The 24073-nt window shown below is 34.9% G+C and carries 20 protein-coding genes; 9 read left to right on the top strand and 11 right to left on the bottom strand.

Annotation, left to right across the window (positions count from 1 at the left end; translation table 11 throughout):
- Window positions 1-64 precede the first annotated feature (64 nt).
- From ABD692_RS01980 to ABD692_RS01950, 7 genes are all read right to left on the bottom strand, one after another.
- Window positions 65-1387, bottom strand: a complete 1323-nt coding sequence (locus ABD692_RS01980) for a cytochrome ubiquinol oxidase subunit I (RefSeq protein ID WP_316758003.1) — start codon at window positions 1385-1387, stop codon at window positions 65-67.
- A 216-nt stretch (window positions 1388-1603) separates the two neighbouring features.
- Window positions 1604-2503, bottom strand: a complete 900-nt coding sequence (locus tag ABD692_RS01975; RefSeq protein WP_344764495.1) for an MBL fold metallo-hydrolase — start codon at window positions 2501-2503, stop codon at window positions 1604-1606.
- Window positions 2504-2582: 79 nt separating this feature from the next.
- Entirely contained in the window at window positions 2583-2786 is a 204-nt protein-coding gene (locus tag ABD692_RS01970; RefSeq protein ID WP_344764494.1) for a hypothetical protein, read from the bottom strand.
- 153 nt (window positions 2787-2939) lie between these two features.
- Complete coding sequence (locus tag ABD692_RS01965) at window positions 2940-3143, bottom strand: hypothetical protein (RefSeq protein ID WP_316758009.1); 204 nt, start codon at window positions 3141-3143, stop codon at window positions 2940-2942.
- A 277-nt stretch (window positions 3144-3420) separates the two neighbouring features.
- Window positions 3421-4383, bottom strand: a complete 963-nt coding sequence (locus tag ABD692_RS01960) for a sterol desaturase family protein (RefSeq protein ID WP_344764492.1) — start codon at window positions 4381-4383, stop codon at window positions 3421-3423.
- Between the two features lies 1 nt (window position 4384).
- Window positions 4385-5443 carry a 3-dehydroquinate synthase gene (aroB, locus tag ABD692_RS01955; RefSeq protein WP_344764490.1) on the bottom strand — a complete coding sequence of 353 codons (1059 nt, stop codon included), beginning with the start codon at window positions 5441-5443 and terminating at the stop codon, window positions 4385-4387.
- Window positions 5443-5649, bottom strand: coding sequence for an RNA-binding S4 domain-containing protein (locus ABD692_RS01950; protein ID WP_219075251.1), 207 nt, complete (start codon window positions 5647-5649; stop codon window positions 5443-5445). Before ABD692_RS01950 ends, aroB begins: the two co-directional genes overlap by 1 nt.
- 96 nt (window positions 5650-5745) lie before the next feature.
- Here ABD692_RS01950 and ABD692_RS01945 point away from each other — a divergent pair, with 96 nt between their 5' ends.
- From ABD692_RS01945 to ABD692_RS01910, 8 genes are all read left to right on the top strand, one after another.
- Window positions 5746-6930, top strand: a complete 1185-nt coding sequence (locus ABD692_RS01945) for a proline dehydrogenase family protein (protein ID WP_344764487.1) — start codon at window positions 5746-5748, stop codon at window positions 6928-6930.
- A gap of 600 nt (window positions 6931-7530) precedes the next feature.
- Window positions 7531-8421 carry an AraC family transcriptional regulator gene (locus ABD692_RS01940; RefSeq protein ID WP_344764486.1) on the top strand — a complete coding sequence of 297 codons (891 nt, stop codon included), beginning with the start codon at window positions 7531-7533 and terminating at the stop codon, window positions 8419-8421.
- Between the two features lie 213 nt (window positions 8422-8634).
- Window positions 8635-11763: a SusC/RagA family TonB-linked outer membrane protein gene (locus ABD692_RS01935; RefSeq protein WP_344764484.1), complete on the top strand. Its 3129-nt coding sequence runs from the start codon at window positions 8635-8637 to the stop codon at window positions 11761-11763.
- A 33-nt stretch (window positions 11764-11796) separates the two neighbouring features.
- On the top strand, window positions 11797-13320 hold the full coding sequence (locus ABD692_RS01930) for a SusD/RagB family nutrient-binding outer membrane lipoprotein (protein ID WP_344764483.1): 1524 nt from the start codon (window positions 11797-11799) through the stop codon (window positions 13318-13320).
- Window positions 13321-13349: 29 nt separating this feature from the next.
- Window positions 13350-14876: a S10 family peptidase gene (locus ABD692_RS01925; RefSeq protein ID WP_344764481.1), complete on the top strand. Its 1527-nt coding sequence runs from the start codon at window positions 13350-13352 to the stop codon at window positions 14874-14876.
- A gap of 8 nt (window positions 14877-14884) precedes the next feature.
- The gene (locus ABD692_RS01920) at window positions 14885-16522 is read left to right on the top strand and encodes a S10 family peptidase (RefSeq protein WP_344764480.1); all 1638 of its coding nucleotides are present in this window, start codon (window positions 14885-14887) and stop codon (window positions 16520-16522) included.
- A 3-nt stretch (window positions 16523-16525) separates the two neighbouring features.
- Complete coding sequence (locus ABD692_RS01915; RefSeq protein ID WP_344764478.1) at window positions 16526-19417, top strand: tetratricopeptide repeat protein; 2892 nt, start codon at window positions 16526-16528, stop codon at window positions 19415-19417.
- A gap of 39 nt (window positions 19418-19456) precedes the next feature.
- A complete protein-coding gene (locus ABD692_RS01910; protein WP_344764477.1) occupies window positions 19457-21049 on the top strand; it encodes an amidohydrolase family protein in 1593 nt (530 codons plus the stop codon).
- Window positions 21050-21256: 207 nt separating this feature from the next.
- On the opposite strand, the gene ABD692_RS01905 is transcribed toward ABD692_RS01910, so the two are convergent.
- From ABD692_RS01905 to ABD692_RS01895, 3 genes are all read right to left on the bottom strand, one after another.
- Window positions 21257-21580 (bottom strand): Mpo1-like protein, encoded by a 324-nt coding sequence (locus tag ABD692_RS01905; RefSeq protein WP_344764476.1) that lies wholly within the window; start codon window positions 21578-21580, stop codon window positions 21257-21259.
- 8 nt (window positions 21581-21588) lie between these two features.
- Window positions 21589-22224: an HAD family hydrolase gene (locus ABD692_RS01900; protein ID WP_344764474.1), complete on the bottom strand. Its 636-nt coding sequence runs from the start codon at window positions 22222-22224 to the stop codon at window positions 21589-21591.
- A gap of 290 nt (window positions 22225-22514) precedes the next feature.
- Window positions 22515-22712 carry a hypothetical protein gene (locus ABD692_RS01895; protein ID WP_344764472.1) on the bottom strand — a complete coding sequence of 66 codons (198 nt, stop codon included), beginning with the start codon at window positions 22710-22712 and terminating at the stop codon, window positions 22515-22517.
- Window positions 22713-22842: 130 nt separating this feature from the next.
- Here ABD692_RS01895 and ABD692_RS01890 point away from each other — a divergent pair, with 130 nt between their 5' ends.
- A complete protein-coding gene (locus ABD692_RS01890; protein WP_344764470.1) occupies window positions 22843-23610 on the top strand; it encodes a response regulator transcription factor in 768 nt (255 codons plus the stop codon).
- Window positions 23611-23837: 227 nt separating this feature from the next.
- Here the strand turns inward: ABD692_RS01890 and ABD692_RS01885 are convergent, their stop codons facing one another.
- Window positions 23838-24020, bottom strand: coding sequence for a hypothetical protein (locus ABD692_RS01885; protein WP_344764468.1), 183 nt, complete (start codon window positions 24018-24020; stop codon window positions 23838-23840).
- Window positions 24021-24073: the final 53 nt, after the last annotated feature.

Genomic DNA, 24073 nt, shown 5'->3' with positions numbered 1-24073 from the left:
AGAATGAGAAAAAACGCTCAGCGATTTTTTGCTGATAAGGCTGTTTACATTCTCCTGTGGATATTTAACTATTTGATTTAGGTTTACTGTATAACACGGGTACCATTTTTATTTGCCTGTAAAGCAAAAACGTAACAACAATACTTAGCGAAACATAAATTGCCGAAAATATATAAAAGGAATATGCAATTCCAGGCATTGGTGTTACAGCGTCTTTGGTTCGCATAATTCCGTAAATTATCCATGGTTGTCGGCCAACTTCGGTAACTACCCAACCTGCCTCTAAAGCCACATAACCCAACGGAATAGCAAAAACAAATAGTTTAAGTAGCCAGGGTTTCTCTAAAAGTGATTTTTTCTTAATTAAATTGAAGAAGTATATTAGCGAAATCAGCAGTAACAAAGTTCCAATGCCAACCATAATTTGAAATGCATAATGGGTTATTGCAACTGGCGGATGCTCGTTTTCAGGGATTTGATCTAATCCCTTTACTTCGGCATTAAAATCGCCATGTGCAAGAAAACTTAACGCCCCAGGAATTTTAATAGCTCCTTTAACTGTTTTATTTTTTTCGTTTACAATTCCGCCAATTAACAGTGGTGCAGGTTTTTCGGTTTTGTAAAGCGCTTCCATTGCTGCAAGCTTTGCTGGTTGCCTTTTAGCAACGTCTTTTGCCGAAATATCGCCACTTAATGGTTGAAGTAAAGCGCCAATACAAGCAAATATTGCCGCAATTTTAAATGCTTTTAGGTGGAATTCTTTGTTTTGATTTCTCAAAATCATTAAAGCATGAACACCCGCGACAGCGAACCCAGTAGCTGTAAATGCAGCTAAACACATATGTAATGCTTGCGAAAACCATGCTTTGTTAAACATAGCTTGTATTGGATCGATGTTAAGGTATTTACCGTTTACAAAATCGAATCCTGCTGGACTGTTCATCCAGGCGTTTGCAGCCACAACCAATATCCCTGAGGCCAGCCCGCTTACGCCAACAACCATTCCTGTAAACCAGTGAAACCATTTATTTAGTTTGTTCCACCCATAAAGAAAGAAACCTAAAGCAATTGCTTCGATAAAAAATGCCGTTCCTTCTAAAGAAAATGGCATTCCAAATATAGGCCCAGCATGTTCCATAAATTTAGGCCACAGTAAACCAAGTTCAAACGATAACATTGTGCCAGAAACGGCACCTGTAGCGAAAAAAATAGCTACACCCTTACTCCAGGCTTTGGTTAGATTTTTATAAACCTCGTCATTTGTTTTGAGCCATTTGTAATGCGATACAGCCATAAAAAAAGGCATAACCATACCAATACAGGAAAAAATAATGTGGAAGCCTAATGATAAGGCCATTTGCGAACGGGCTGCAATAAAATCATCCATATCTGATTGTGGATTTTGTGTAACACAAATATAGCAGATAAGGGTTTAGTTATATTGATTTTGCTATTGTTGCCTAGAATTATTTCAAATATAGAACGTTTATAAATTGAAAAAATATTTGGAAAATATCTACACCTAAGCATAGATATTTAGCTGGTTAACTGAAATTTAAGTAGAAATATGTAAGATACTTTTGTTATTAGCCTTCCATTGTACTTAAACCCCTTTAAGCTCATCGTAAGCTGCACCTAAACTTCTTTGAATTCCATCGCCTTGCCATTCTGGCGCATTTGGGATTGTAGTAATTTTTAAAATATCTTCTTTTGATTTACCTGCAGTAATCTCACCTGAAACCAATTTCAGTAAATTCTGTAAATAATTTTGAAAAGCTTTTACATCTGCTTTATTTCCTGTTACTTTTTCAGGATCTAAGCTATGTCCCCAGATAAACAGCGTGTCCTTATCAAATTGATTTTGAATTTTATCGAGAGCCGTAATCCAATTACCAATATGTGCGCCATTTTCTTTATCAATATATGGGAATCTACGATTGAAAACTAAATCACCTACATGAACAATGTTTGCATTTTCAAAATGATAAACTGCATCGCCATTAGTATGGCCAGAACCATAATAATAGGCGCTGATTTTTTCATCACCAACTGGAGCTTTCCAGCCTGTACCAAAAGTTGTATCTGGTAGTAATTGCTTATCTAAATTATTAGCTTTTTCAGCAGTTTTTTTCTGATTAACCAATGAATTTTGATGTGCAACTACTTTTTCAGCCAGCCCTTTAAAAGCAATGTTGCCTGCGGTGTGGTCACCGTGATGGTGTGTATTAATTAAATATTTGAAAGGTTTTTCGCCAAGTTTTTTCAACTCTTCAATAACGTGAGGTGCAGATGTAGGAAATTGTGCATCTACAACAGCAAAACCATTCGACGAATTTAGCCAGCCGATTGTGCCGCCTTGCTCGGTGAATATGCCTACGTTATTGCGTAAGGGTTTGAAATTATAAGCTCTCAATAATTCATTTTGAGCAAAAACATCTGTTTTATATAACGAAAGCATGGCAAGTGCCAAAGCTGAATTTTTAATGAAATTTCTTCTTTCCATTTTGGGGTTAATTTAAAAAGCCACAGCAAATGCTATGGCTTAAATTTAATAATTTTTGCTCGAATATTACGCTCGAAAATTATATTCCTGAACCTGGTGTTGTACCTGGTTCATGGCCTGGTCCTAAGGGATTATTTTTGCGGTCTTTATCTTTATTAAATAAATTAGTTGTAATCTTCGATGATTTATTTTCATCCAATTTTCGATCATCTTTGATATCTTCTGCAGTTTTATTTAGCAAATCGTTCTCTACAACTTTACCTTTTTCTTTATTTGTTTCCATGATATTTGTAAATTGATGTATAATAGAAACAAGCAAAAAATAATATTGTTTTCGATAGATGTTTTGGGAATAGCTTTAAAAATTAATCGAAGTAAACCCAACTCTTCTAATCGAATAGAAGAACTTAAGCATTTAACATAAAACGTATTTTAATTAAAACATCGCTCCAGGAAGTTTTCCCAACTCATGAATGCATCCAAAAGAATGAAATCTTCTTTTATGGATTTTGTTAAAATGATTGGAAGATTCGAATGAAAAAGGAGAAAGAATAAACTTGTAAATGTGTTTTCTTTCATCGTTTCGTTTCATTTCTGGTTCAGCGTTTTCTAGATTTTGGTTAATTTCATTAGTTTCCATAGCCCAATAATTTATTGAATGTTATAAACAAATTCTTAAATGGATGCTTAACCTTATTCTAAAGATATTTATAAGGCTTTATGGAGGAATTACAACGACAGCTCAAATTTTCACGTACCTTTTACTCTAGCTGTTCTATTCTACTTGTATATTAAATTTAAGCTTTATTTCTGAAAATTGCAACATCATAATGCTTTGATTTTAATCGGAATAAAACATGCATTTTTTTAAAATATACTTAAACAAAAAACGGTCTGTAAAATACAGACCGTTAATATTATCCTGTTGAACTTAATGCTTGTTGGTCATTTATTTCTTTAATTTTATTATAAGCATTGCCTTGTTTTTCTAAGGCCTCCGCTTCATGTAGCTCTTGCTGCATAATTTTAGCAATTTTTGTGCTGCCATCATGACTCCAGCCTGGAGGATTAATAATGTATTTAATCTTATCCATAAAAGTTGGTGCCTTTTTAACATCGGCAGTTAAAGCAATAAATTCGTGGAAAATAATGTTAACAGCTCCCGTATCAGTTGGTTGAGTAGTTAATCCATACTTAATTTTATCTTCTTCTAATTCTGCCTGAAAAGTGCCAAACATTCTATCCCAAAGAATTAAAACCATGCCCATGTTTTTATCCAGATAACGAACATTGCTGGCGTGGTGAACACGATGGTGCGATGGCGTAACAAATATATATTCGTACCATTTTGGAAAATTAATTTTATACTGCGTATGAACCAAATTACCGTAAATCTGTGTCACCAGATAAGCAAAAAGGATATCCATTGCTGTAAAGCCCATAAATGCTAATGGTAAATAGAAGAATACGCGGTACAGTGGTTCGAAAACGGTTGAACGGAAACCTGTAGTTAGGTTAAAATGCTCAGATGAGTGATGCGTTACATGCATGGCCCAAAAGAAGCGCACGTAATGACCAACCGTATGCAAAAACCAATAAAGGAAATCTTGAGCAAGAATTAAAACCGTCCAATAAATCCAAATATTAGAAATTTGGAATAATCTAAATTGGTAGCAATATTCTAAGAGAAAGAATGTTGCTGTTTTCATGCCAAGGTTAATTACGATTGCCGAAACCATTAAGTAAATATTGGTCCAGGTATCGCGTTTGGTGTATAATTTTCTGTCGTGGGCATAGCTGAAATACATTTCAACCAAAGTTAAAACGATTACAAAGCCAAATAATGCGCCTACAGAAATATCACTTCCAGTGTATTTCATTTTATAAACTATTATAATAATCTAAACTGCTTAAAATATCAGCTGTGCTAACACGGCAGTTAAACGTGCATTTGCCAGTTGTTTCTAATAACGAGAACAAAATGTTGCCATCTTCATTCTTTTTGTCGCTTTTCATTAACTCCAAAATCGTATCAAAACTTTCTTTTTTAATCTCGTATTTTGGGTATAACGAAATAATATAATCGCTAATGTCTTTCAGTTCTTCTTTTGTTAAACCACTATTTTTAATCGATAAAGCTGCTTCACAAACAAAACCAATGGCTATTGCTTCGCCATGCGTTAATGGATTTTCATCGTTTGCTAAAGAATAACTTTCTACAGCATGACCAATGGTATGGCCGAAATTTAAAATTTTACGCAGATTCTTTTCATGCGGGTCGATGGTTACCACTTCGTTTTTAATTTCTACCGAACGGTAAATATCTTCTGCCGATGGTGTTAAATAATCAGTCGTTTTTAACTTTTCATAGTAAGCTTTATCGTAAATTAAACCATGCTTAATCATTTCGGCAAAGCCCGATAAAAGCTCACGTTGTGGCAAAGTTTTTAAAAATTCAGTTTCGATAAAAACCATTTGCGGTAAAGTAAAAGTACCAACCATGTTTTTTACGTTATCAATATCGATACCTGTTTTACCACCAACCGAGGCATCAACCTGCGAAAGTAGGGTTGTGGGAACATTAATAAAATCGATACCACGTTTATACGTTGAAGCAATAAAACCACCCATATCGGTAATTACGCCACCACCTAAATTTATCATCAAGCTTTTGCGGTCGGCCTCAAAATCCAAAAGGGTTTTCCAAATGCCGATACAGAAATCGATGTTTTTATTTTCTTCACCCGCCGAAGTTTCAATTAAATCGAAATCTGAAAAATCATCCATTAGGGCTTGAAAAACAGGCAAGCATATTTCGCTTGTATGTTCATCAGCAAGAATAAAAACTTTGCTGTATTTATTGCTTTCTATAAGTGTTTTTAAGGCATCTAAATTGCTTTCGAAATAAAGCGAATGGCCTGCGCTAGTTAAGGTTTCCATTAAATTACTTCGATTTTATCTTGTTCAAAAGTAATGATATCACCAATTCTAACTTTGTATCGCTTGCGAAACTCGACTTCGCCATTACATTTTACTAAACCGTCCATAACGGCAGCCTGGGCATCTCCGCCTGTTCCAACCAACCCAGTCGCTTTTAGCAATTGGATTAATGGAATAAATTCGCCTTCTAATTTGAATTGTATCATTTTGCTGCAAAAATACGATTATTTACAGCTTTTTAGTTTTAACAATGGATGGAATTTATAATTTTGCACCATTCTGACTTATTACTTAGCTAACAAATGGATTTATCCCCCAACAAACAACCTAATTTCGACAACACGGAAGTAGCTTTCCGCCAGAAAACAAATACCGAACTGAAAAAAGCTTATTGGCTTTTTAAAATGATTGGTAGCAATTTCTTAACGAAGGTTGGCCCGCCAATTACCAATTTCTTTTTGAATATTGGCTTGCCGATTCAAGGAGCTATTAAAGCAACAATTTTCCAACAATTTTGTGGTGGCGAAACCATTGCCGAATGCGATACGGCCATTGCACAACTTGCAAAAGGTGGTGTAGGAACCATTTTAGATTATTCGGTGGAGGGTGAAGAAGAGGAAGTCGTGTTCGATGAAACTTGTCAGGAAATTATTAGTACCATTCTTCGTGCCGATGGCGATAAAAATATTCCAATTACGGTTTTCAAAATTACAGGTATTGGTCGCTTTGCGTTGTTAGAGAAAATAGATGCCAAACAAACTTTAACGGCCGATGAACAAGCGGAGTTTGATAAAGTAAAATTACGTTGCGAAATGATTTGCAGAACTGCTTTTGAGAAAGCGGTGCCAATTATGATTGATGCTGAAGAAACCTGGATTCAGAATACAATTGATGAATTGGCTTTAGATATGATGCGTAAATTTAATCAGGAACGCATTATTGTTTATAATACTTATCAGATATATCGCCACGATAAACTAGCCGATATGAAAGCCGACCATTTAATTGCCAAAGCTGCAGGCTTTATTTTAGGTGTAAAAATGGTTCGTGGTGCATATATGGAAAAAGAACGTAAACGTGCCGATGAAATGGGTTATCCATCTCCAATTCAAAAAGATAAAGAATCAACAGATAAAGATTATAACGAATCGTTGCGTTACTGCGTAGATCATATTGAAGAAATTGCCATTGTTTGTGGTACCCATAACGAAGAAAGCAGTCGCTTGTTAACTTATCTTTTAGATGAGAAAAAAGTAGCACATAACCATCAGCATGTATATTTTGCGCAATTGCTGGGTATGAGCGATAATTTAAGCTTTAACCTTGCCGATGCCAATTACAATGTTGCAAAATACGTGCCGTATGGGCCTATTAAAGCTGTAATGCCGTATTTATTTAGAAGAGCACAAGAAAATACTTCAGTTGCTGGCCAAACAGGTAGGGAACTTGGTTTGATTGAAAGAGAATTGAAAAGAAGAAAGCTTTAATTAAAAGGCTAGTTTTTTGTAGAGAAACTCTGTTATAAATTACTAACTGTTTCTTATCTCAACGTTTTGAAAGGAATTGCCATTTGGCAATTCCTTTTTTCGTTTTGGTGAGTTTGTTAGGTGATAATAACTAGTTTATAAAATTCTTGTTATAAATGATATAGCTGAATTAAATTTAATAAATTGGAAACAACATTAGTACCGGAATAACTAATAATTGCCAGGCAGATAAGTCGAAATTTAATTGCATAAAAATAGTTTCGAATTAGAATTAATTAACCAATAATTTTAATCCATTAAACAAATTATTTTTATTGTAATTGATGTTTAAAATAAAAATCAATAACCTCTGATTTAATTTTGTATGCTTCTTATTTGCTTAAGTAAACCAAAAAACTAAGCATTATGATTGTAACTATCCTAACAAATCCAAGATTTTCCCCAGTAAAGTCTATTCCCAAAGTTTTACGAAAAAAATTTAAAGATAAAAAAGTCAAGCTTTTTTTATGAAAAACCACCTTTAGTAATAACTGAAGTCTTTAGGCATCAGTGAAAAAATTTCGAGCGTAATTGTGTTTTTATTTAACAAAATCTATTGCCATGAAAGCCATAAACTTTGTGCTACAATCAACTTCAAACAATTCTGTAATTGTTCAGGAAGATTTATTACCTAAATTTTACAACTATTTACATTACCATAAAGAATATCAGATAACACTTATCCTAAAAGGAGAAGGCAATGTTATTGTAGGGAATTACAATCAATTGTTTAAGGCTGGAGATATTTATTTTATTGGGCCGAATCAACCACATATTTTCAATTCAACCTATAGCGAAAAAGAGGAAGAAGCTCATGCCGTGCATTTGTTTTTCGACCTTAAAAAATTAACGCACTTGTTAAACCTACCAGAGCTGGATGGTGTTAAAAGGATAATAGAAAGCAGCTACAAAGGCCTGCAGGTTCCTACAAAGCAGAGTTTTTTAATTTCAGAATATATCCTCAATATTAAAAATATTGATGGATTGGATCGGTTAATTAATCTTATAAAGATATTTCAATATTGCGAAAAAAATATAAGCGAGTTTAAATCACTATCGACTGGTTTTGTTAAACACAGCATTCCTGAAACAGAAAACTTTAGATTAAATGAGGTTCATCAATACACTTTAGAGCATTATGCAGAAGATATTAGTCTTGAAAAAGTAGCCTCGATTGCTTGTATAACTTTGCATTCGTTTTGCAAGTTTTATAAAAAACACACTCAAAAAACTTATTACACTTTTTTAAACGAGGTTCGGATTAACGAGGCCTGTAAAAAAATAATAAATTCTGATTTTGAACATTTGTACGATATAGCTTATTCAACTGGCTTTAATAGTGTAATCACTTTTAATCGAGTTTTTAAGAAAATCACTTCTATGTCTCCGAAAGATTATTTGAGGTTATACAGATTTAAACATGCCTCTTACAGCCTGCCAAATGTTGGATAATTAGGCTCTGATATTAAGTTTTTGTTTATCCATATAATACTGAATTGTAGCAGTATTGTTAATGTTTTAAATGATAATGGATAATTTTTGATAACGAAGGGACAATAACGGTCAAGTTATCTTTTTTCTCGAATATAAATTTGTTTACTCGATGAGTTGAGGTCTTAAAAGCTTCATTGTTTATCAATTCAACTAAATCAAACTAAACAAATTATGAAAAAAGTCTTACTTCTCTTTTTCTTGCTAATTTCTGTTTATGCTGTTTCTTACGCACAGGATAAAAAAATTAGCGGAACGGTAACCGGAAAGAATGATAAGTTACCAATACCTGGTATTTCCATCAAGGTAGAAGGTACTTCGATTGGAATAACTTCTGATCCCAAAGGTCAATTTTCGCTTACAGTTCCAAAAAATGCAATATTAGTTTTCAGCTCGGTTGGCTACGTTACACAGAAAATTAATGTTGGAGATAAAATAAGCTTTCAAATTGCTATGGAGGATGAAGCGAAATCGTTAGATGATGTTGTTATTACTTCATTTGGTATTCAGAGAGATAAAAAAACTATTGGATATGGAGTAAGCACGGTAACAGCCGAAAAGTTAACTCAAGCACCAACACCCGATGTTTCTAATGCTCTGGCTGGAAAAGTAGCTGGTGTTCAGGTATCGGGTTCGGGTGGCGCTTTTAATAGTTCTAATATTACAATTCGAGGTTTTTCATCTATCACGAGAAGTAATCAGCCATTGTATGTAATAGATGGTGTGCCTATCGATAATGGTGGCGGCGGAAACTCCGTTAATGCTGGGTCATCAACATCAAATCGTGGCTCTGATATTAACCCTGAAGATGTCGAATCGATGAGCGTTTTAAAAGGTGCAGCTGCAACAGTGTTGTATGGTTCTAGAGCAGCTTCGGGTGTAATATTAATTACCACCAAAAAAGGTAAATTGGGTACCAAAACACAAGTTTCTTTTACTTCAAGTGCTAATATTGGTTCAATTAATATTTTTCCTGAATTCCAAAATGATTATGCACAAGGTACAAATGGAATCTACGGAACAGCAGCGAATCCTTTCGCATGGACAGCTCGTTCAACTTCGTGGGGACCACGAATTGCTGGACAGCAGGTTACCAATATAATTGGGCAACAAGTGGCTTTACAGGCTTATCCAGATAATGTTAGAGATATTCTGCAAAATTCATTAGGTGTTGATAATAGTCTTAATTTTTCTGGTGCTTCTGATAAATTTAATTATCGTGTTTCGTATGGTAACAGTACAACAAATGCATTAGTGCCAGGAAATAAATTATACCGAAATAACTTAACTGTAAATGCAGGGACAAACATTACCGATAAGTTTAAAATCAGCACATCGTTTTCTTATGTAAGTAATATCTCAGATCGTACTCAGGCAGGTAATCAAGGTGCTAATCCACTATGGAGAGCTATCTATACACCACGTTCTTACGATATTCAAGGATTGCCAGTTACAGATGCTGCAGGAAATCAAATTTGGCATTCAACTTCCGAAGAACATCCTTATTGGTCAATCGATCATATTAAACGTACGGAAGAGTTAAATCGCTTTTACGGTAACCTAAACTTGAAATATGATTTTACAACCTGGCTACAAGCCGATTTGAAAGTTGGAGCAGACGTATTTAGCATTATTAATACAGGTTTTGATGATAAAGGTGTAAGAAGTAACGCTAATACAAGCTCGGGTGGTGCTGGTGGTTTAATTCAATCTCGCAACATGCGACGTAACTTAAATAGCTATTTTACTTTAACTGGTAATAAAACTTATGGCGATTTTAATTTATCGATGACTCTTGGTAACGAGATTATCTCAAACTATACCAATAACTTATCGACAACTGGCCGATCTATAACGATTCCTGGTTTTATGAACCTGAGTAACTTTACCACATTTAATTCTACCGATTCGTATAGCAAAAATCGTTTAATGGGTTACTTTGGCGATTTATCGGTTCAATATAAGTCGTGGTTAAATGTAAACGTTAAAGCACGTAACGATTATTCTTCTACCTTAACTCCCGAAAACAGATCAATTTTCTATCCTGCTGTTGCAGTAAGTTTTGTGCCAACAGAGGCTTGGCCAAGCTTAAAAAGCAAAACATTAAACTCGTTAAAAATTAGAGTAAATGGGGGAGAAGTTGGAAAAGGTGGTTCGCCGTATGAAACAGGAACCTATTATGGAATAGCTGGTTCTGCCGATGGATTTAGCTCAACCGCTGTAAATTTTCCATTTAATGGATTGGCTGGTTTTACCTATTCGAACGGTGCTGGTAATCCATTATTATTACCAGAGTTTACCAGAGAGTTTGAGTTGGGCACAGACCTGGCTATGTTTAACAATCGCTTAACTTTAGATTTTTCTGTTTATCAACGCGATTCGAGAAATTTAATTTTTGATGTTCCCGTTGCACGTTCATCTGGTTTTACCAGTAAAGTTGCTAATGCAGGTAAATTATCGACCAAAGGTTTAGAGTTTTTGCTAAGCGGTGTACCAGTTAAAACTGAGAATTTTACTTGGGAAGCATCATTAAACTTCACTAAGTTTAAATCTATAGTTAAAGAACTGGCACCTGGCGTAGAATTAATTTCTTTAGGTGGTTTTACCTCGCCGAATATTCAGGCGGTTGCGGGTCAGGAATATGGCTTAATTTACTCTAATCGTTACCTGCGTAATGCACAAGGCGATATGATTATTAAAGCAAATGGTTTACCGCAAGCAACAAGTGATGTTGGTGTAGTTGGTAATCCGAACCCTAAATTTACAGCAGGCTTAACAAATTCATTTAAATACAAAGCATTTAGTTTCTCTTTCTTACTCGACTTTAAATACAAAGGCGATTTATTATCACGCACAATTGGTGATTTGAGAATAAATGGTGTAGCTGCCGAAACAGCAGAATTTGACAGATTTAATGCCGATGGAACTGTGTCTAAGCCGTATTTGTTTCCAGGTGTACTAGCGGATGGTACTCCGAATAATACCTATGTTACCGCACAAGATTACTGGGGATTGGCTGGTAAATATGTTGCGTGGGAAGGATATGTATTAGATGCAACTTTCTTGAAATTAAGGGAAGCAACCTTTACCTACGATTTTCCAAAAGCATTATTGGCTAAAAGTAAATTCATAAGCAAACTACAGTTTTCTATCTATGGAAGAAATTTATGGACTTACGCTCCGAATTTTCCTGATTTAGATCCAGAGCAGAATTTATTAGGGATTTCAAATGCCAGAGGTTTAGAGTTTGGTATAACACCAGTATCTAAAATATACGGCGCAACTTTAAGAGCCACTTTTTAATTAACAAGATTAAGAAATTCAAGACATATAATTATGAAAATCAATAAAATTATAGCTTGCGCAGGGATTGTAATGTTGGTCTCTACGTTTCAATCATGTAAGAAGTTTTATGATGTAAACGAAAGTCCGAATAATATTACCGTTGCGCCAATCGATCAGTTATTGCCATCTGTTACGGTCGGAATCGGATACATCGGTTCCAGCGATTTATACCGCTACAGCGGATTAATCATGCAACAATTTACAGGGAACACAACAAATTTATCAGAAACCTTTAAACTGTACGAAAGGTATAATATCAACAACTCTGATGTTAATAACCAATGGACAAATATTTATTCAGGCATTTTGGCTGATATTGAAAAATTAATACCATTAGCAAAAGAAGGCGGTAGCCCACATTATGCAGGCGTTGCCAAGTTGTTAAAGGCTTATACCTTTCAAATTACGGTTGATGCCTGGGGTGATATTCCGTATTCAGAATCTGGTAAGTTTTTAGATAATTTAACCCCGAAATTTGATAAAGCAGAAGATATTTACACCGATTTAATTCGCTTAATTGATGAGGGTATTGCTGATGTTAATAGTACAACATCGGTATTAAGCCCAACAAAAAATACAACAATTTATCCAGGAGATAACTGGAATACTGTAAAGCAACAATGGATTAGATTTGGCAATACGCTTAAATTAAGAATTTACCTACATTATACAGCTAAAGATGCTGCTTTTGCAAGTTCGAAAATTAATGCTTTAATAAGTAGTGGTGCACAGTTTATGACCTCAAATACGGATAACTTTATCATGAAGTTTTCTACAGAAGCTGGTCGTAGAACTCCGAATGTAAGTATCGAAGGTGGGCAATTTAGAAATGCATTTTTTCCTAATAAAACCATTGTAGATATGATGAATGGTAAGGCAGATCCTAGAAGGCCTTCTTATTTTATCCCCTTTCCTTACAACTCATCGCCAGCAACATATAAAGGCGGTAATGCTACTGAGGCTGCAACTGTGGCCTACTCAAGGCTAAATACGTTCTTAAAAGGTGCTGCAACGCTTAATACAGTTGTAGTAAATAGTGATGGTACTGTTACAGATAATTCTATTACTTGGAGCGGTGATGGACCTTCACGATTATTAACTTTTGCCGAATATAATTTTATTCGTGCTGAAGCGGCTTTAAATTTAAGTAGTCCTGGAGATGCGCAAGCATTTTATCAGGCTGGCATAAGAGCTTCTATGGAAGATGCTGGAGTAGCTGCAGCAAATATTACAACCTATCTTACGGTTAACGGAACTTTAGCAGGCACAAATGCTCAGAAATTAGAGCAAATTATCACCGAAAAATACATCGCTAATTTTGGAGTAGTAATGGAGCCTTGGAGCGATTGGAGAAGAACGGGTTATCCTAATATTACTGCATTACCAATATCTGTTGCTGTTTACGATAAAATTCCAAGAACGTTGGTTTACCCTCAACTGGAGCGTAATAGCAATCCTAATGTTCCAGCCAGAGCTGATATGCTTGGAAGAGTATTTTGGGACACACGTCCTTAATAGTTTTAGTATTAATAAACATATATAAAATGAAATTAATAATCGTTTTTCTCCTGTCTCTGAGTATGCAGTTTACATTTGCTCAGAAAAAAGATCCTGATGCAGCACTTCCAGCTGCTCAGGAAATTATAAAGACAGCCGATGGTGTAGTAAAAACCAAAGGCTCTGTTACTATTAATGGCAAATCTGTAAGTTATACCGCAACTACAGGTTACATGCCTATGAAATCGGAAGATGGTAAGTTAAGGGCAAACATCTTTTTTGTGGCGTACACAAAAGATAATGTAACCGACTTAGATAAAAGACCAATTACTTATACTTTCAATGGAGGTCCTGGTTCGGCTTCAATTTGGTTACACATGGGGGTAATTGGGCCAAAGCGTATTGTAATGTCAGAAAAAGGTGATGCCTTAACCGCTCCATATTCTTACACCGAAAATGAATTTTCGTGGTTAGATCAAACCGATTTAGTTTTTATTGATCCTGTTGGAACTGGTTTTTCGAGAGCAGCACCTGGGGTAGATAAAGCAGAATTCCAAGGTTATACAGAAGACATTCAATCGGTAGGCGAGTTTATAAAGTTTTACACTTCAAAAAACAAAAGGTGGGGTTCTCCTAAGTTTTTAGCTGGAGAAAGTTATGGCACAACAAGAGCATCAGGCTTATCAGAATATCTGCAAAGTGCCTATAAGATGTATGTAAATGGTATTGTATTGATTTCTGCAGTTTTAAACTTTCAAACCATTCAATTTGTGGTAGGTAATGATTTGCCTTACCCTTTGTATTTACCAAGTTATGCATCAACATCCTGGTATTATAAAAAGTTAAGTCCTGAGTATCAATCAAAAGATCTTAAAACGCTTACACAAGAGGTAGAGCAATTTGCGATTACAGAATATGCAACGGCTTTAATGAAAGGCGATAAACTACCCAAAGCACAATATGATGCGGTAGTTAGTAAACTAGCAAAATATACTGGCTTATCAGAAACGTTTATCAAACAAACTAATTTGAGAATAAATCTGGCTCAATATAATAAAGAACTCCTGCGTAGTGATGGAAAAACCGTTGGTCGTTTAGATTCGAGATTTACAGGCACTGATTACAATGATACAGGTTCTTCTACGGAATACGATCCAAGTAATACAGGAACAATTTCGGGTCCTTACACACATGGATTATTAAACTATTTAGGTAAGGAATTAAATTATACAAACGATTTAACCTATTATACATTAGGCGGCGGAATTGGAAGGTGGAATTATAGTAATGTTCAGAATAAGTATTTAAACGTAGCTGAATCTTTAAGAAAAGCCATGTCGGTTAGTCCAACACTTAAAGTTTGGGTTTTAGGCGGCTATTATGATTTTGCCACCCCTTATTTTGCTTCGAAATATGTAATTAACCACATGGGGTTAAGACCAGAGCAACAAAAAAACATCGATTTTACCTACTATGAAGCTGGTCATATGATATACATTCACATGCCATCTTTAAAACAAATGAAAATAGATGCCGATTCATTTTATGCTAAAACCCTAAAAGAAATTAAATAGTTATTGATATGACATATATAAGAAATAAAAAATGTGTTGCTATCGCTGTAGTACTAACATTTCTGGCACTAAACGTTGTTGCCCAGCCTGGTGGTAATCGCCAGCAACAAGGTCAGGCGGCGGTAATACCACCAACGGATTCTAAAACAGCTGCTGTAGCTTTACCAGTAGATCCAACAGGTTATATTGTATCCAATTCTCCAAATATTCCACCGCCTGTAATTACGAAACATAGTGTAACCATTAAAGGGCAAGTAATAAATTATACCGCTACTACAGGTTATCTTCAATTAAAAAACGAAGATGGAAAACCTAAAGCCAATATATTTTTTACTGCATACACTAAAGATGGAGTGAGCGATAAAAGCAAAAGACCAATTACCTATACTTTTAATGGTGGCCCAGGTTCTTCATCGGTATGGTTGCACATGGGGCTTTTAGGTCCAAAACGTGTAGTTATGACTGATAAAGGCGATGTTTTGCCTCCGCCATATAGTTACGTTAATAACGAATATTCGTGGCTAGATAAAACTGATTTGGTTTTTCTTGATCCAGTAACTACAGGCTATAGCAGAGCGGTTACCGGGGAAAGCGATAAACAATTTCACGGTTATGTAGAAGATCTTCAAAGCATGGGCGATGCTATTCAGCTTTTTAGCTCGAAATATGAAAGATGGAGCTCTCCTAAATTTTTGGCTGGCGAAAGTTATGGTACCACACGAGCAGCTGGATTGTCAGACTATCTGCAAAGCAGACATAAGTTTTACCTTAACGGTGTAATTTTAATCAGCTCTATTTTAAATATGCAAACCGCCAGATTTGATGTGGGTAACGATTATCCATTCCCACTTTTTCTGCCAACTTATGCTGCAACAGCTTGGTATCATAAAAAATTACCTGCCGATTTACAGCAAAAAGATTTGAAGTCATTTTTAAAAGAAGTAGAAGATTTTGCTATAGAGGAATACAATATTGCCTTAATGAAAGGCTCTGAATTGACGGGCCAAGATTATGAAAATATAGTAAATAAACTAAGTCGATATACTGGCTTAACTAAAGAATATATTCGTCAAACCAATCTTCGTATCGATATTCATAAATTTGATAAAGAATTGCGCAGAACGGAAGGTTTAACCGTTGGTAGATTGGACAGTCGCTTTACTGGAAGAGATTATAATGATGTGGGTGTAACGCCCGAATTCGACCCAAGTAATACAGGAACAATTTCAGGCCCATACAGCGCAGCCATAAATCACTATGTAAGGGCAGAACTGAAATATAAAAACGATTTGCCCTACGAGATTTTGGGAGGGAGAGTAAATCCATGGAATTACAATAATGTTCAAAACCGATATTTAAACGTTGCTGAAGATTTAAGAACAGCGATGTCTAACAATCCTCATTTAAAAGTTTGGGTACTTTGCGGTTATTACGATTTGGCAACACCCTATTTTGCGTCAGAATATACTTTCAATACAATGGGCTTGAGGCCAGAGCAACGTAAAAATGTAAACTTTACCTACTACGAAGCTGGTCATATGATTTACATTCATAAGCCATCATTAATTCAAACAAAAGTTGATGCAGATAAACTTTACGATGAGGTTGTTAAAGAAATAAATTCTGTAGCCATAAAAAGTAAATAACAAATGAGAAAAAAAATATTTTCTTTCGGATTTTTAGCATTAATTGGCGCTATTCAAGTTTCGGCTCAAACCACTGATCCCGACAATACTGCCCTAGCTTTTACAAAATTAGAACAGGCTAGAAAACAATTGTTAATTGATGTGGCCAAGCCAAATAAAGTACCTGTTATAGAAAAAATGTTTGATTTAGGTATGTGGGATAAGGCTTTGCTAGAAATGAATAAGTTAAAGCAAGGCTCTTTCGAACGTAAAATGCTGGAAGTAGATTACCTACTATTGAATAATAATTTTAAATCAGCAGAAAAAATTGTTAGCGAACTAAATAAGTTACAACCTAAAAATCCGAAAGTAATATTGTATAACGCTTATCTCCAAATGCAAGCGTGGAGGTTGCCACAGGCAGCTCAAATATGCGAGCAGGCGCTGAAAACCAATCCATCAAATGAATTAAAATTGATGCTTGGTAAAATTAAACTGCTTCAAAAAGATTACGTTAAAACTTTAGCATTGGCTAAAGAAGTTCAAAAAAATGATCCGAAAAATGCACAGGCTTTTCAGTTAGAAGCAGATGTATATTTCTGGGATCAAAAACCCCAATTGGCCGAAGCGCCTTTAAAAAAATCTTTAGAAATTAATCCTTTCAATGCTGATGCTAGATTTAGTTATGGATATGCCATTTGGAGAAGGGTAGATGCTACACAGTTAAATGCAATGGCGGCACAATGGGAAATTGCTTTGGCGGTTAATCCATTGCATTTCCCAACGCATTGGCATTGGGGTAATGGGCACACCAATTTAACATATGCAGATTATGCCGAAAAAAACGATGATGAAGTTAGAAAAGCTTTAGAAAAAGCTGATGAATTATTTAAGGCAAATAAGATTCAAGAGGCGATAGATTATACACGCACAATCGAAAAAAAATATCCAAATTCTGTAATTCCTAAACTGCATCGCGGCTCACTATATTATGCTGCTTTCGATATGAACAGAAAACTTAGATTAGATTCTGCTGAAAAGATTTTTAAACAAATTCTAACTCAAAAAAAACATTATGGTCCTGCTCACAACGGATTATCAGCAGTAATAAAATCTAAGCGAATTCCCTATCTATCCATGTACGATTCTATAACCAACAAATTAAACACTACCAAAATTACCGATATGGTTAATTTTACAAGAGTGTTTCCCGATGTGTCTTACTATCCTGGTGAAATTGCCAAAGCAATGGTTTGGAATCAATTGTTTACATCAGTGGTTTATTTCCCTTTTTTATCAAAAGGAGACAATGTTTTTAGAATCCCACCTTTACACCAGGATTTGGCGACTGTTATGAATGCACCAAGTTTTAGAACAAACACCACCTTCGATAACAGGCAATGGATGGATATAAGAGGTGTAGGTAGTGGTGCTGCGGCCATTGAATATGTAGAACGTGGCGCTTATTTAGAACGAAATGTAATCCTGCACGAATATGTTCATCTTTTTCATGGAAGAGTGCTAACAGATGAAGAAAGTCGCAAAATTAGAAAGCTTTATTATAACGCAATGAAAGAAGGGAGAACGCTCGATTATTATTCTCAAAATAATGAAAGCGAATATTTTGCACAAACTTACCCTGCTTTTTTTGAGCCTGTAAAAGTGCATCCACTTGATTTTAAATCGATGAATACAACAGCCGATTTAAAATCTAAAGATCCAGAAATGTATAAATTTTTAGAACAACTGGTTAAAAAAGAAAAGGCTTACCTGGCTGGCGATAAGAGCGCCATGGCCAGTAACTGGGCTAACATATACCTAAATTTAAGCAACAGATCTAGAACAAATGCAGATTTGGCTGCCAAATATTTAGATACTGCTTTAACTTATGATAGCAAGTATTTGCCTGCCATTTTAGCCTATTCAAAAATTAACACTGGTAAAAAGAACTTTGAAGCTGCAGAAATTTGGCTAAAAAAAGCAGAAGAAATTAGCCCTGATTATGCACCAACTTATGCTGCTTATGCCGATTTAATTGGCGCAAAGCAATTAAATAATATCATAGAAAATGAAACAGCAGTAAAGCAACAGGCGGAACAATTAAAAAAGTCTTACAAGCTGGAAGATGATTATCAGGAACTGGCTCGGGTAAATATTTTGTTAAGAGAAATGTATAAGAAAAATGCATTAATTCCTGACGCTATTGAAGCCGCTGATGATTATGGAAAGAACGGAGCTACAGTTTCTACCTATCTGAGAGATCGAAAAGATGATGCAAAAGCATTTTCGGCCTCTTTAAAAGCTGGCATAGGTAATGCCGAATCTATTAATGTTTTAAAAAACTTAGTTGCGCAAAAACCTCAAAATTACGAATACCGAAATTTGTATGCCGATGCTTTAGCCATTCACGGCGATTATAAAACTGCAATTGAAACCATAAAACAAGCGCAAAGAATTTTAGCAGCTTCGGGTAATGATCGAGCCGATTATAATCTCCGTTTGGCCGAGTTTTACAGTAATACAAAGCAAAATGATAGTGTAACCTATTATTCTAACTTAGCGAAATCAAAAACCAATCAATTGCGAGATGCTGATAAATTAAGACTTATTCGTTTACTATCTGCTCAAAAAAATAACGAAGAAGCCTCAAAATTGCTTAATTCTGTAGTGGTTAAATCCGACCCGTTTTTACAAGCAGATTTAGATTATACTAAAGCTAAGGTTTTCGAAAATGGAGGTAATCAAGAACAAGCGTTATTAGCATACGAACAGGTTCTAAAAAATAATCCTTATCAATTTAGTGTTTACAAATATCTGATAAGTCAATATCAAGCTTTAAATAAAACAGATAAAGTTACAGAGTTGCTTAATAAAAGAGCGGCCTTAAAAATTCAACCTGGTAAATTATTTAATTAGCGGTTTTAAATCATTAAATGCTTCAAAACTAAATAATCGATGAAGAAAAATTTAAACCTGTTAATCGCCTGCTTATGTTTAGTTATTCAGGTTTTTGCACAGCAAAACGGTGTAAAAAAAGCCGAACCTCGAAAAGAAGGTGATGGTCCATATACCCAGTTAATTATTAGAGGGGTAACTTTAATAAATAGTACAGGTTCGCCACCCTTAGGCCCAGTTGATATCGTTGTCGAAAATAATCGGATTGCTCAAATATCGGTTGTAGGAACTCCAAATCAGCCGATAAATGCAGCTAGAAGACCAAAACTGATAAGTGGCGGTAAGGAATTAAACGCAGAAGGTATGTTTTTAATGCCTGGTTTTATTGATATGCATGCGCATATTGGTGGCGCAAATAAAGGTACCGATGCCGATTATGTTTTTAAATTATGGATGGCACATGGAATTACTACAATTCGCGAACCAGGCAGCATGAATGGTATCGATTGGACACTCGATCAAAAGGCTAAAAGTGCTAAAAACGAAATTACTGCACCAAGAATTTATGCTTATACCGTGTTTGGTCAGGGAAGTAAAACCCCAATATCTACTCCAGAGCAAGCCAGAAATTGGGTTAGAGAAAACGCCAAAAAAGGTTCAGATGGTATCAAGTTTTTCGGTGTTGCACCAAATATTATTGCTGCCGCGATTGATGAAAATAAGAAACTTGGTTTAAGAGCCATGGCGCACCATGCACAAACCGATGTTGGTAGATGGAATGCCATGAACAGCGCAAAAGCTGGATTAACTTCCTTAGAGCATTGGTATGGTTTACCCGAAGCCATGTTTACCGATCGAACCATTCAGCATTATTCTAATGATTATAATTATCAAAATGAGCAAGATCGCTTTGGCGAAGCTGGAACATTATGGAAACAAGCAGCGGCACCTTATTCAGAAAGGTGGAATAAGGTGATGAATGAATTAATCGCTTTAAATTTTACCCTAACACCAACAATGGATATTTATGAGGCAAACCGCGATTTAATGCGGGCTAGAACGGCAGAGTGGCATGCCGATTATACCATGCCTAAATTGTGGGATTTTTATAGCCCAAGTTGGAATTCTCATGGTTCTTACTGGCATTCGTGGGGTACTGAGCAAGAGGTAGATTGGAAAGAAAATTATCAGCTTTGGATGAAATTTATAAACGAATATAAGAACCGTGGAGGCAGAGTAACCGTTGGTACCGATGCAGGTTTTATTTATCAATTATTTGGATTTTCGTACGTGAGAGAGATGGAACTTTTACGAGAATCTGGCTTTCATCCTTTAGAAGTAATTAAGGCCGCAACACTAAATGGGGCCGAAGCATTAGGTGTAGATAAAGATTTAGGCAGTGTCGAAATTGGTAAACTTGCCGATTTCGTAATTGTAGCAGAGAATCCACTCGCTAATTTACAGGTTTTATACGGTACTGGTGCCATAAAGTTGAATGCCAATAACGAAGTAATTCGTGCTGGAGGCGTAAAATATACCATAAAAGATGGCATTGTTTACGATGCCAAAAAACTTTTAGAGGAGGTTAAAGAAATGGTTAAAGCCGAGAAAGCCAAAACTGGTTACTCACTTAAACAACCTGGGGTTAAATAATAAAAGCGGTATTGTAATTATTTGAAAACGAACATTCAGTAATTTTTCGGATTATTCAGCCCCGCTTTTTGGTACAAGGCCCGATGAAGAATCGGGCGCTTTCCCCGTCAATCGGGTTTACAAACAAAGTTAGTTGCCAGTTTGAGCCATTCGAAAGCCTTGTCTGCAATTTGCTTACGAATTCAACCAATGGGTTTAAAAAAAAACTTAATCTTTCTTCGCTACAAAACCTTGTTTGCCCGTAAGTAAATCGTAAAATAAAATAAAATCGCTAACTAAACTATAACCAGGGTATTTAAAAGTAGCAGGTTTATTTTTTTCGAAAAAATAATGGCCAACCCAGGCAAAGCCATAACCTACAATCGGCATAGCCAAAAAAAATCGCCAATCGTGAAATAAAAAACCTGTAATAAAAGCCAGGGCAACTAAGCCTGTACCAATAAAGTGCAATATTCGCGAAGTGGTATTAACGTGTTCAGTTAAATAATAAGGATAAAATTCTTTAAGCGATTTAAATTTTTTTTCAGCCATAAAACAATTTATAAAATTCCGTTTGATTTTAAAAATGATTCCAGATTTGCAGGTTTTTCCGTCATCAACAATGTATGTAAACCTACTTTTTTAGCGCCTTCAATATGCTGCGGACTATCATCTATAAACAAGGTTTCAGCTGGATTTAAATTGTTTTCTTTTAAAACCTGCTCAAAAATATTAATGTTTGGTTTACGCAATTTCATGTGTTGCGAAAAGTATGCCTTTTCGAAATAATCATCGTAATTATTGATTTTGAAAGTCGTTTTCAAATAGTTAATAATCCAATCGTAATGAATTTCGTTGTTATTACTGAGCAAGAAAGTGCGGTATTTTTCTTTAACCTTTAGTAGTAAATCATGATTTTCCTGGATGGTTCCAATTAATAAGCTATTCCAGGCGTTATCAATTTCTTCATCAGTAAGTTCAGGTTTATTTGCAGCTTTTCTAATACCTGCTCTAAACTCTGCTGGCGAAATTGCAGCAGTTTCTAAATCATCAAACAGCTGATTATGACTTTTATGTGCAAAGAAATTTTCGATATCGTTTACACCTAACTTTTCGAATGAGGCTTGAGCAATTCTAAAATCTATATCGAAAATAACGTTTCCGTAATCAAAAATGATGTTTTTAAAGTTCTGCATAGTTTTTCAATTTGCTGCAAATATCCTTAATAAAAAGGTTTTTATAATAGTATTTAGGTAAATATTTCAGAACCTTTTATAAGTGATTAAGCCAAATCATACAATGATTTGGCTTAACTGAAGGTAAGATGGAGGGTCAAAAAAAGAATGATGAATAATAGTTCACCACTATATTTTAAAGATACGTTTTGGTTTTTTATTCTGCTGTTAAAGTAGATAATCAATTGGATCGGGTATATGTGTGTAGCAATTTGATAGATAACACTTTTCAGCTTTTTCTAAATTTCTTTTTAACAAATGTTTTTAATTTTTTTAATCTCAATTTGATTTCCTTCTTCCAAGTAGAAAATAAATAACCAAAACTCATCCGTATCAGTTATCTGAATATCTTTCACTGTTCCAGATAAAATGTTATCAGTAATAATTGAACCAACTTTAACGTTTAACAAATTTGATGTAGGTGTATTTTTATCAATCGAAATTATCATTCTATAAATATAAGTTTATAAACGTTGGTTGACCTTATTTTTAGGGAATTTATCCCTCAAAAGAGTGATTTTAAGGCTGTTAAATGTTGAGTTATTTTGTTAATTTTAATCGCCCTATAATTCAATTACCATGAATCTCCTGGATATACTCTCAACTGGCGAGTTATACCGAATTGCTGGTTATTCAAAAAAAACCAACAAGGAAAATATTCATATACCTTATTTTAACCTCGAGGTAGAAAATTTCGAGAAACAAACCCATACTGGCTACCAGGGAGTTTTCAATTGGTCGAACATGCAATATATTAGCATGAGCACATCCATTAAGAAAATTTTGGGATACGATAAAGATGTATTTCTTCTTAGAGGGATCAATTTTGCTTTAAGTATTGTTCACCCTACAGATTTGTTGTTGTTAAGAAATATCCATATAGAAATTTTTAATTATTACTATAACACACCAAACGAACAACGTGGTAAGCTTCGATTTAGCTATAATTTAAGGATTAGAGCCGCAGATAATAGCTATGTTACCATTTTACGGCAAAGTAATTTTTTAAGTTTTACTGATGATGGAAAACCAGCATTAGAGTATATAAATTGTACTGATATTACCCAATACCGATTTACGAGTAGCATAAATTTAGCAATTCATAAGCTTTCTCCATCTGGAATATATGTGCTTTGTCATGAAACAGAGTTTTCCGATTCTCACCACACATTATCGAAACGAGAAATGGAAGTTTTAGAACTGGCCAGAAAAGGATATACAAGTAAGGAAATTGCCGAAAAATTATATCTCTGTATAGAAACTGTTAAAAGTCATAGGAAACATATTATTGCGAAAACAGGCTCAGGAAATATGACTGCTGCGATAAATAAAATCGATAAATTATAAAATTATTCTAATTACGAATAATAGGGCCTTAAACTAAAACTGGAATAATAATTGTTTTTGTTTAAAACCGATGTAATACATAAGGTGCCTGCAATTGTGGTATTAACTGAAAACCAGGTGCAAACTAAACTATGGTAATTACATTATTTTGATTGCTAGAGGTTTATCATTACCACTAATGGTACATTTCAGTGCAATTTTTAGAGGGGCCTTTAAGCCCCTCTTTTTTATTTCTTAACCGTAATTACTCGCCCTGTTACGAGGTGGAATTGGTAAGTTCTATACAAAGAATCATCCGTAACCTCAATACTTTCTACCAAACCAGTTTTGCTAAAGGTATCAGTTACTAAATCTCCTTTTTTAACATCTTGCAATTCTTCATTTGATGTATCGCTGTTCAGTCTTTTCATTGTGTAAAGGTAAACTTAGTTCTAATAAAATAATAAGTTAAGTAGTTAAAATG

The organism is Pedobacter ginsengiterrae (assembly GCF_039537385.1).
Taxonomy (GTDB): Bacteria; Bacteroidota; Bacteroidia; order Sphingobacteriales; family Sphingobacteriaceae; genus Pedobacter; species Pedobacter ginsengiterrae.
The sequence above is the reverse complement of the archived record's forward strand: the minus strand, read 5'-3'. Positions and strand labels throughout refer to the sequence as shown.

What these genes read in the sequence shown, in the direction of transcription:
- ABD692_RS01980 (WP_316758003.1), bottom strand. Translation starts at nt 1,387, where the DNA reads ATGGATGATTTTATTGCAGCCCGTTCGCAAATGGCCTTATCATTAGGC.
- ABD692_RS01975 (WP_344764495.1), bottom strand. Translation starts at nt 2,503, where the DNA reads ATGGAAAGAAGAAATTTCATTAAAAATTCAGCTTTGGCACTTGCCATG.
- ABD692_RS01970 (WP_344764494.1), bottom strand. Translation starts at nt 2,786, where the DNA reads ATGGAAACAAATAAAGAAAAAGGTAAAGTTGTAGAGAACGATTTGCTA.
- ABD692_RS01965 (WP_316758009.1), bottom strand. Translation starts at nt 3,143, where the DNA reads ATGGAAACTAATGAAATTAACCAAAATCTAGAAAACGCTGAACCAGAA.
- ABD692_RS01960 (WP_344764492.1), bottom strand. Translation starts at nt 4,383, where the DNA reads ATGAAATACACTGGAAGTGATATTTCTGTAGGCGCATTATTTGGCTTT.
- aroB (WP_344764490.1), bottom strand. Translation starts at nt 5,443, where the DNA reads ATGGAAACCTTAACTAGCGCAGGCCATTCGCTTTATTTCGAAAGCAAT.
- ABD692_RS01950 (WP_219075251.1), bottom strand. Translation starts at nt 5,649, where the DNA reads ATGATACAATTCAAATTAGAAGGCGAATTTATTCCATTAATCCAATTG.
- ABD692_RS01945 (WP_344764487.1), top strand. Translation starts at nt 5,746, where the DNA reads ATGGATTTATCCCCCAACAAACAACCTAATTTCGACAACACGGAAGTA.
- ABD692_RS01940 (WP_344764486.1), top strand. Translation starts at nt 7,531, where the DNA reads ATGAAAGCCATAAACTTTGTGCTACAATCAACTTCAAACAATTCTGTA.
- ABD692_RS01935 (WP_344764484.1), top strand. Translation starts at nt 8,635, where the DNA reads ATGAAAAAAGTCTTACTTCTCTTTTTCTTGCTAATTTCTGTTTATGCT.
- ABD692_RS01930 (WP_344764483.1), top strand. Translation starts at nt 11,797, where the DNA reads ATGAAAATCAATAAAATTATAGCTTGCGCAGGGATTGTAATGTTGGTC.
- ABD692_RS01925 (WP_344764481.1), top strand. Translation starts at nt 13,350, where the DNA reads ATGAAATTAATAATCGTTTTTCTCCTGTCTCTGAGTATGCAGTTTACA.
- ABD692_RS01920 (WP_344764480.1), top strand. Translation starts at nt 14,885, where the DNA reads ATGACATATATAAGAAATAAAAAATGTGTTGCTATCGCTGTAGTACTA.
- ABD692_RS01915 (WP_344764478.1), top strand. Translation starts at nt 16,526, where the DNA reads ATGAGAAAAAAAATATTTTCTTTCGGATTTTTAGCATTAATTGGCGCT.
- ABD692_RS01910 (WP_344764477.1), top strand. Translation starts at nt 19,457, where the DNA reads ATGAAGAAAAATTTAAACCTGTTAATCGCCTGCTTATGTTTAGTTATT.
- ABD692_RS01905 (WP_344764476.1), bottom strand. Translation starts at nt 21,580, where the DNA reads ATGGCTGAAAAAAAATTTAAATCGCTTAAAGAATTTTATCCTTATTAT.
- ABD692_RS01900 (WP_344764474.1), bottom strand. Translation starts at nt 22,224, where the DNA reads ATGCAGAACTTTAAAAACATCATTTTTGATTACGGAAACGTTATTTTC.
- ABD692_RS01895 (WP_344764472.1), bottom strand. Translation starts at nt 22,712, where the DNA reads ATGATAATTTCGATTGATAAAAATACACCTACATCAAATTTGTTAAAC.
- ABD692_RS01890 (WP_344764470.1), top strand. Translation starts at nt 22,843, where the DNA reads ATGAATCTCCTGGATATACTCTCAACTGGCGAGTTATACCGAATTGCT.
- ABD692_RS01885 (WP_344764468.1), bottom strand. Translation starts at nt 24,020, where the DNA reads ATGAAAAGACTGAACAGCGATACATCAAATGAAGAATTGCAAGATGTT.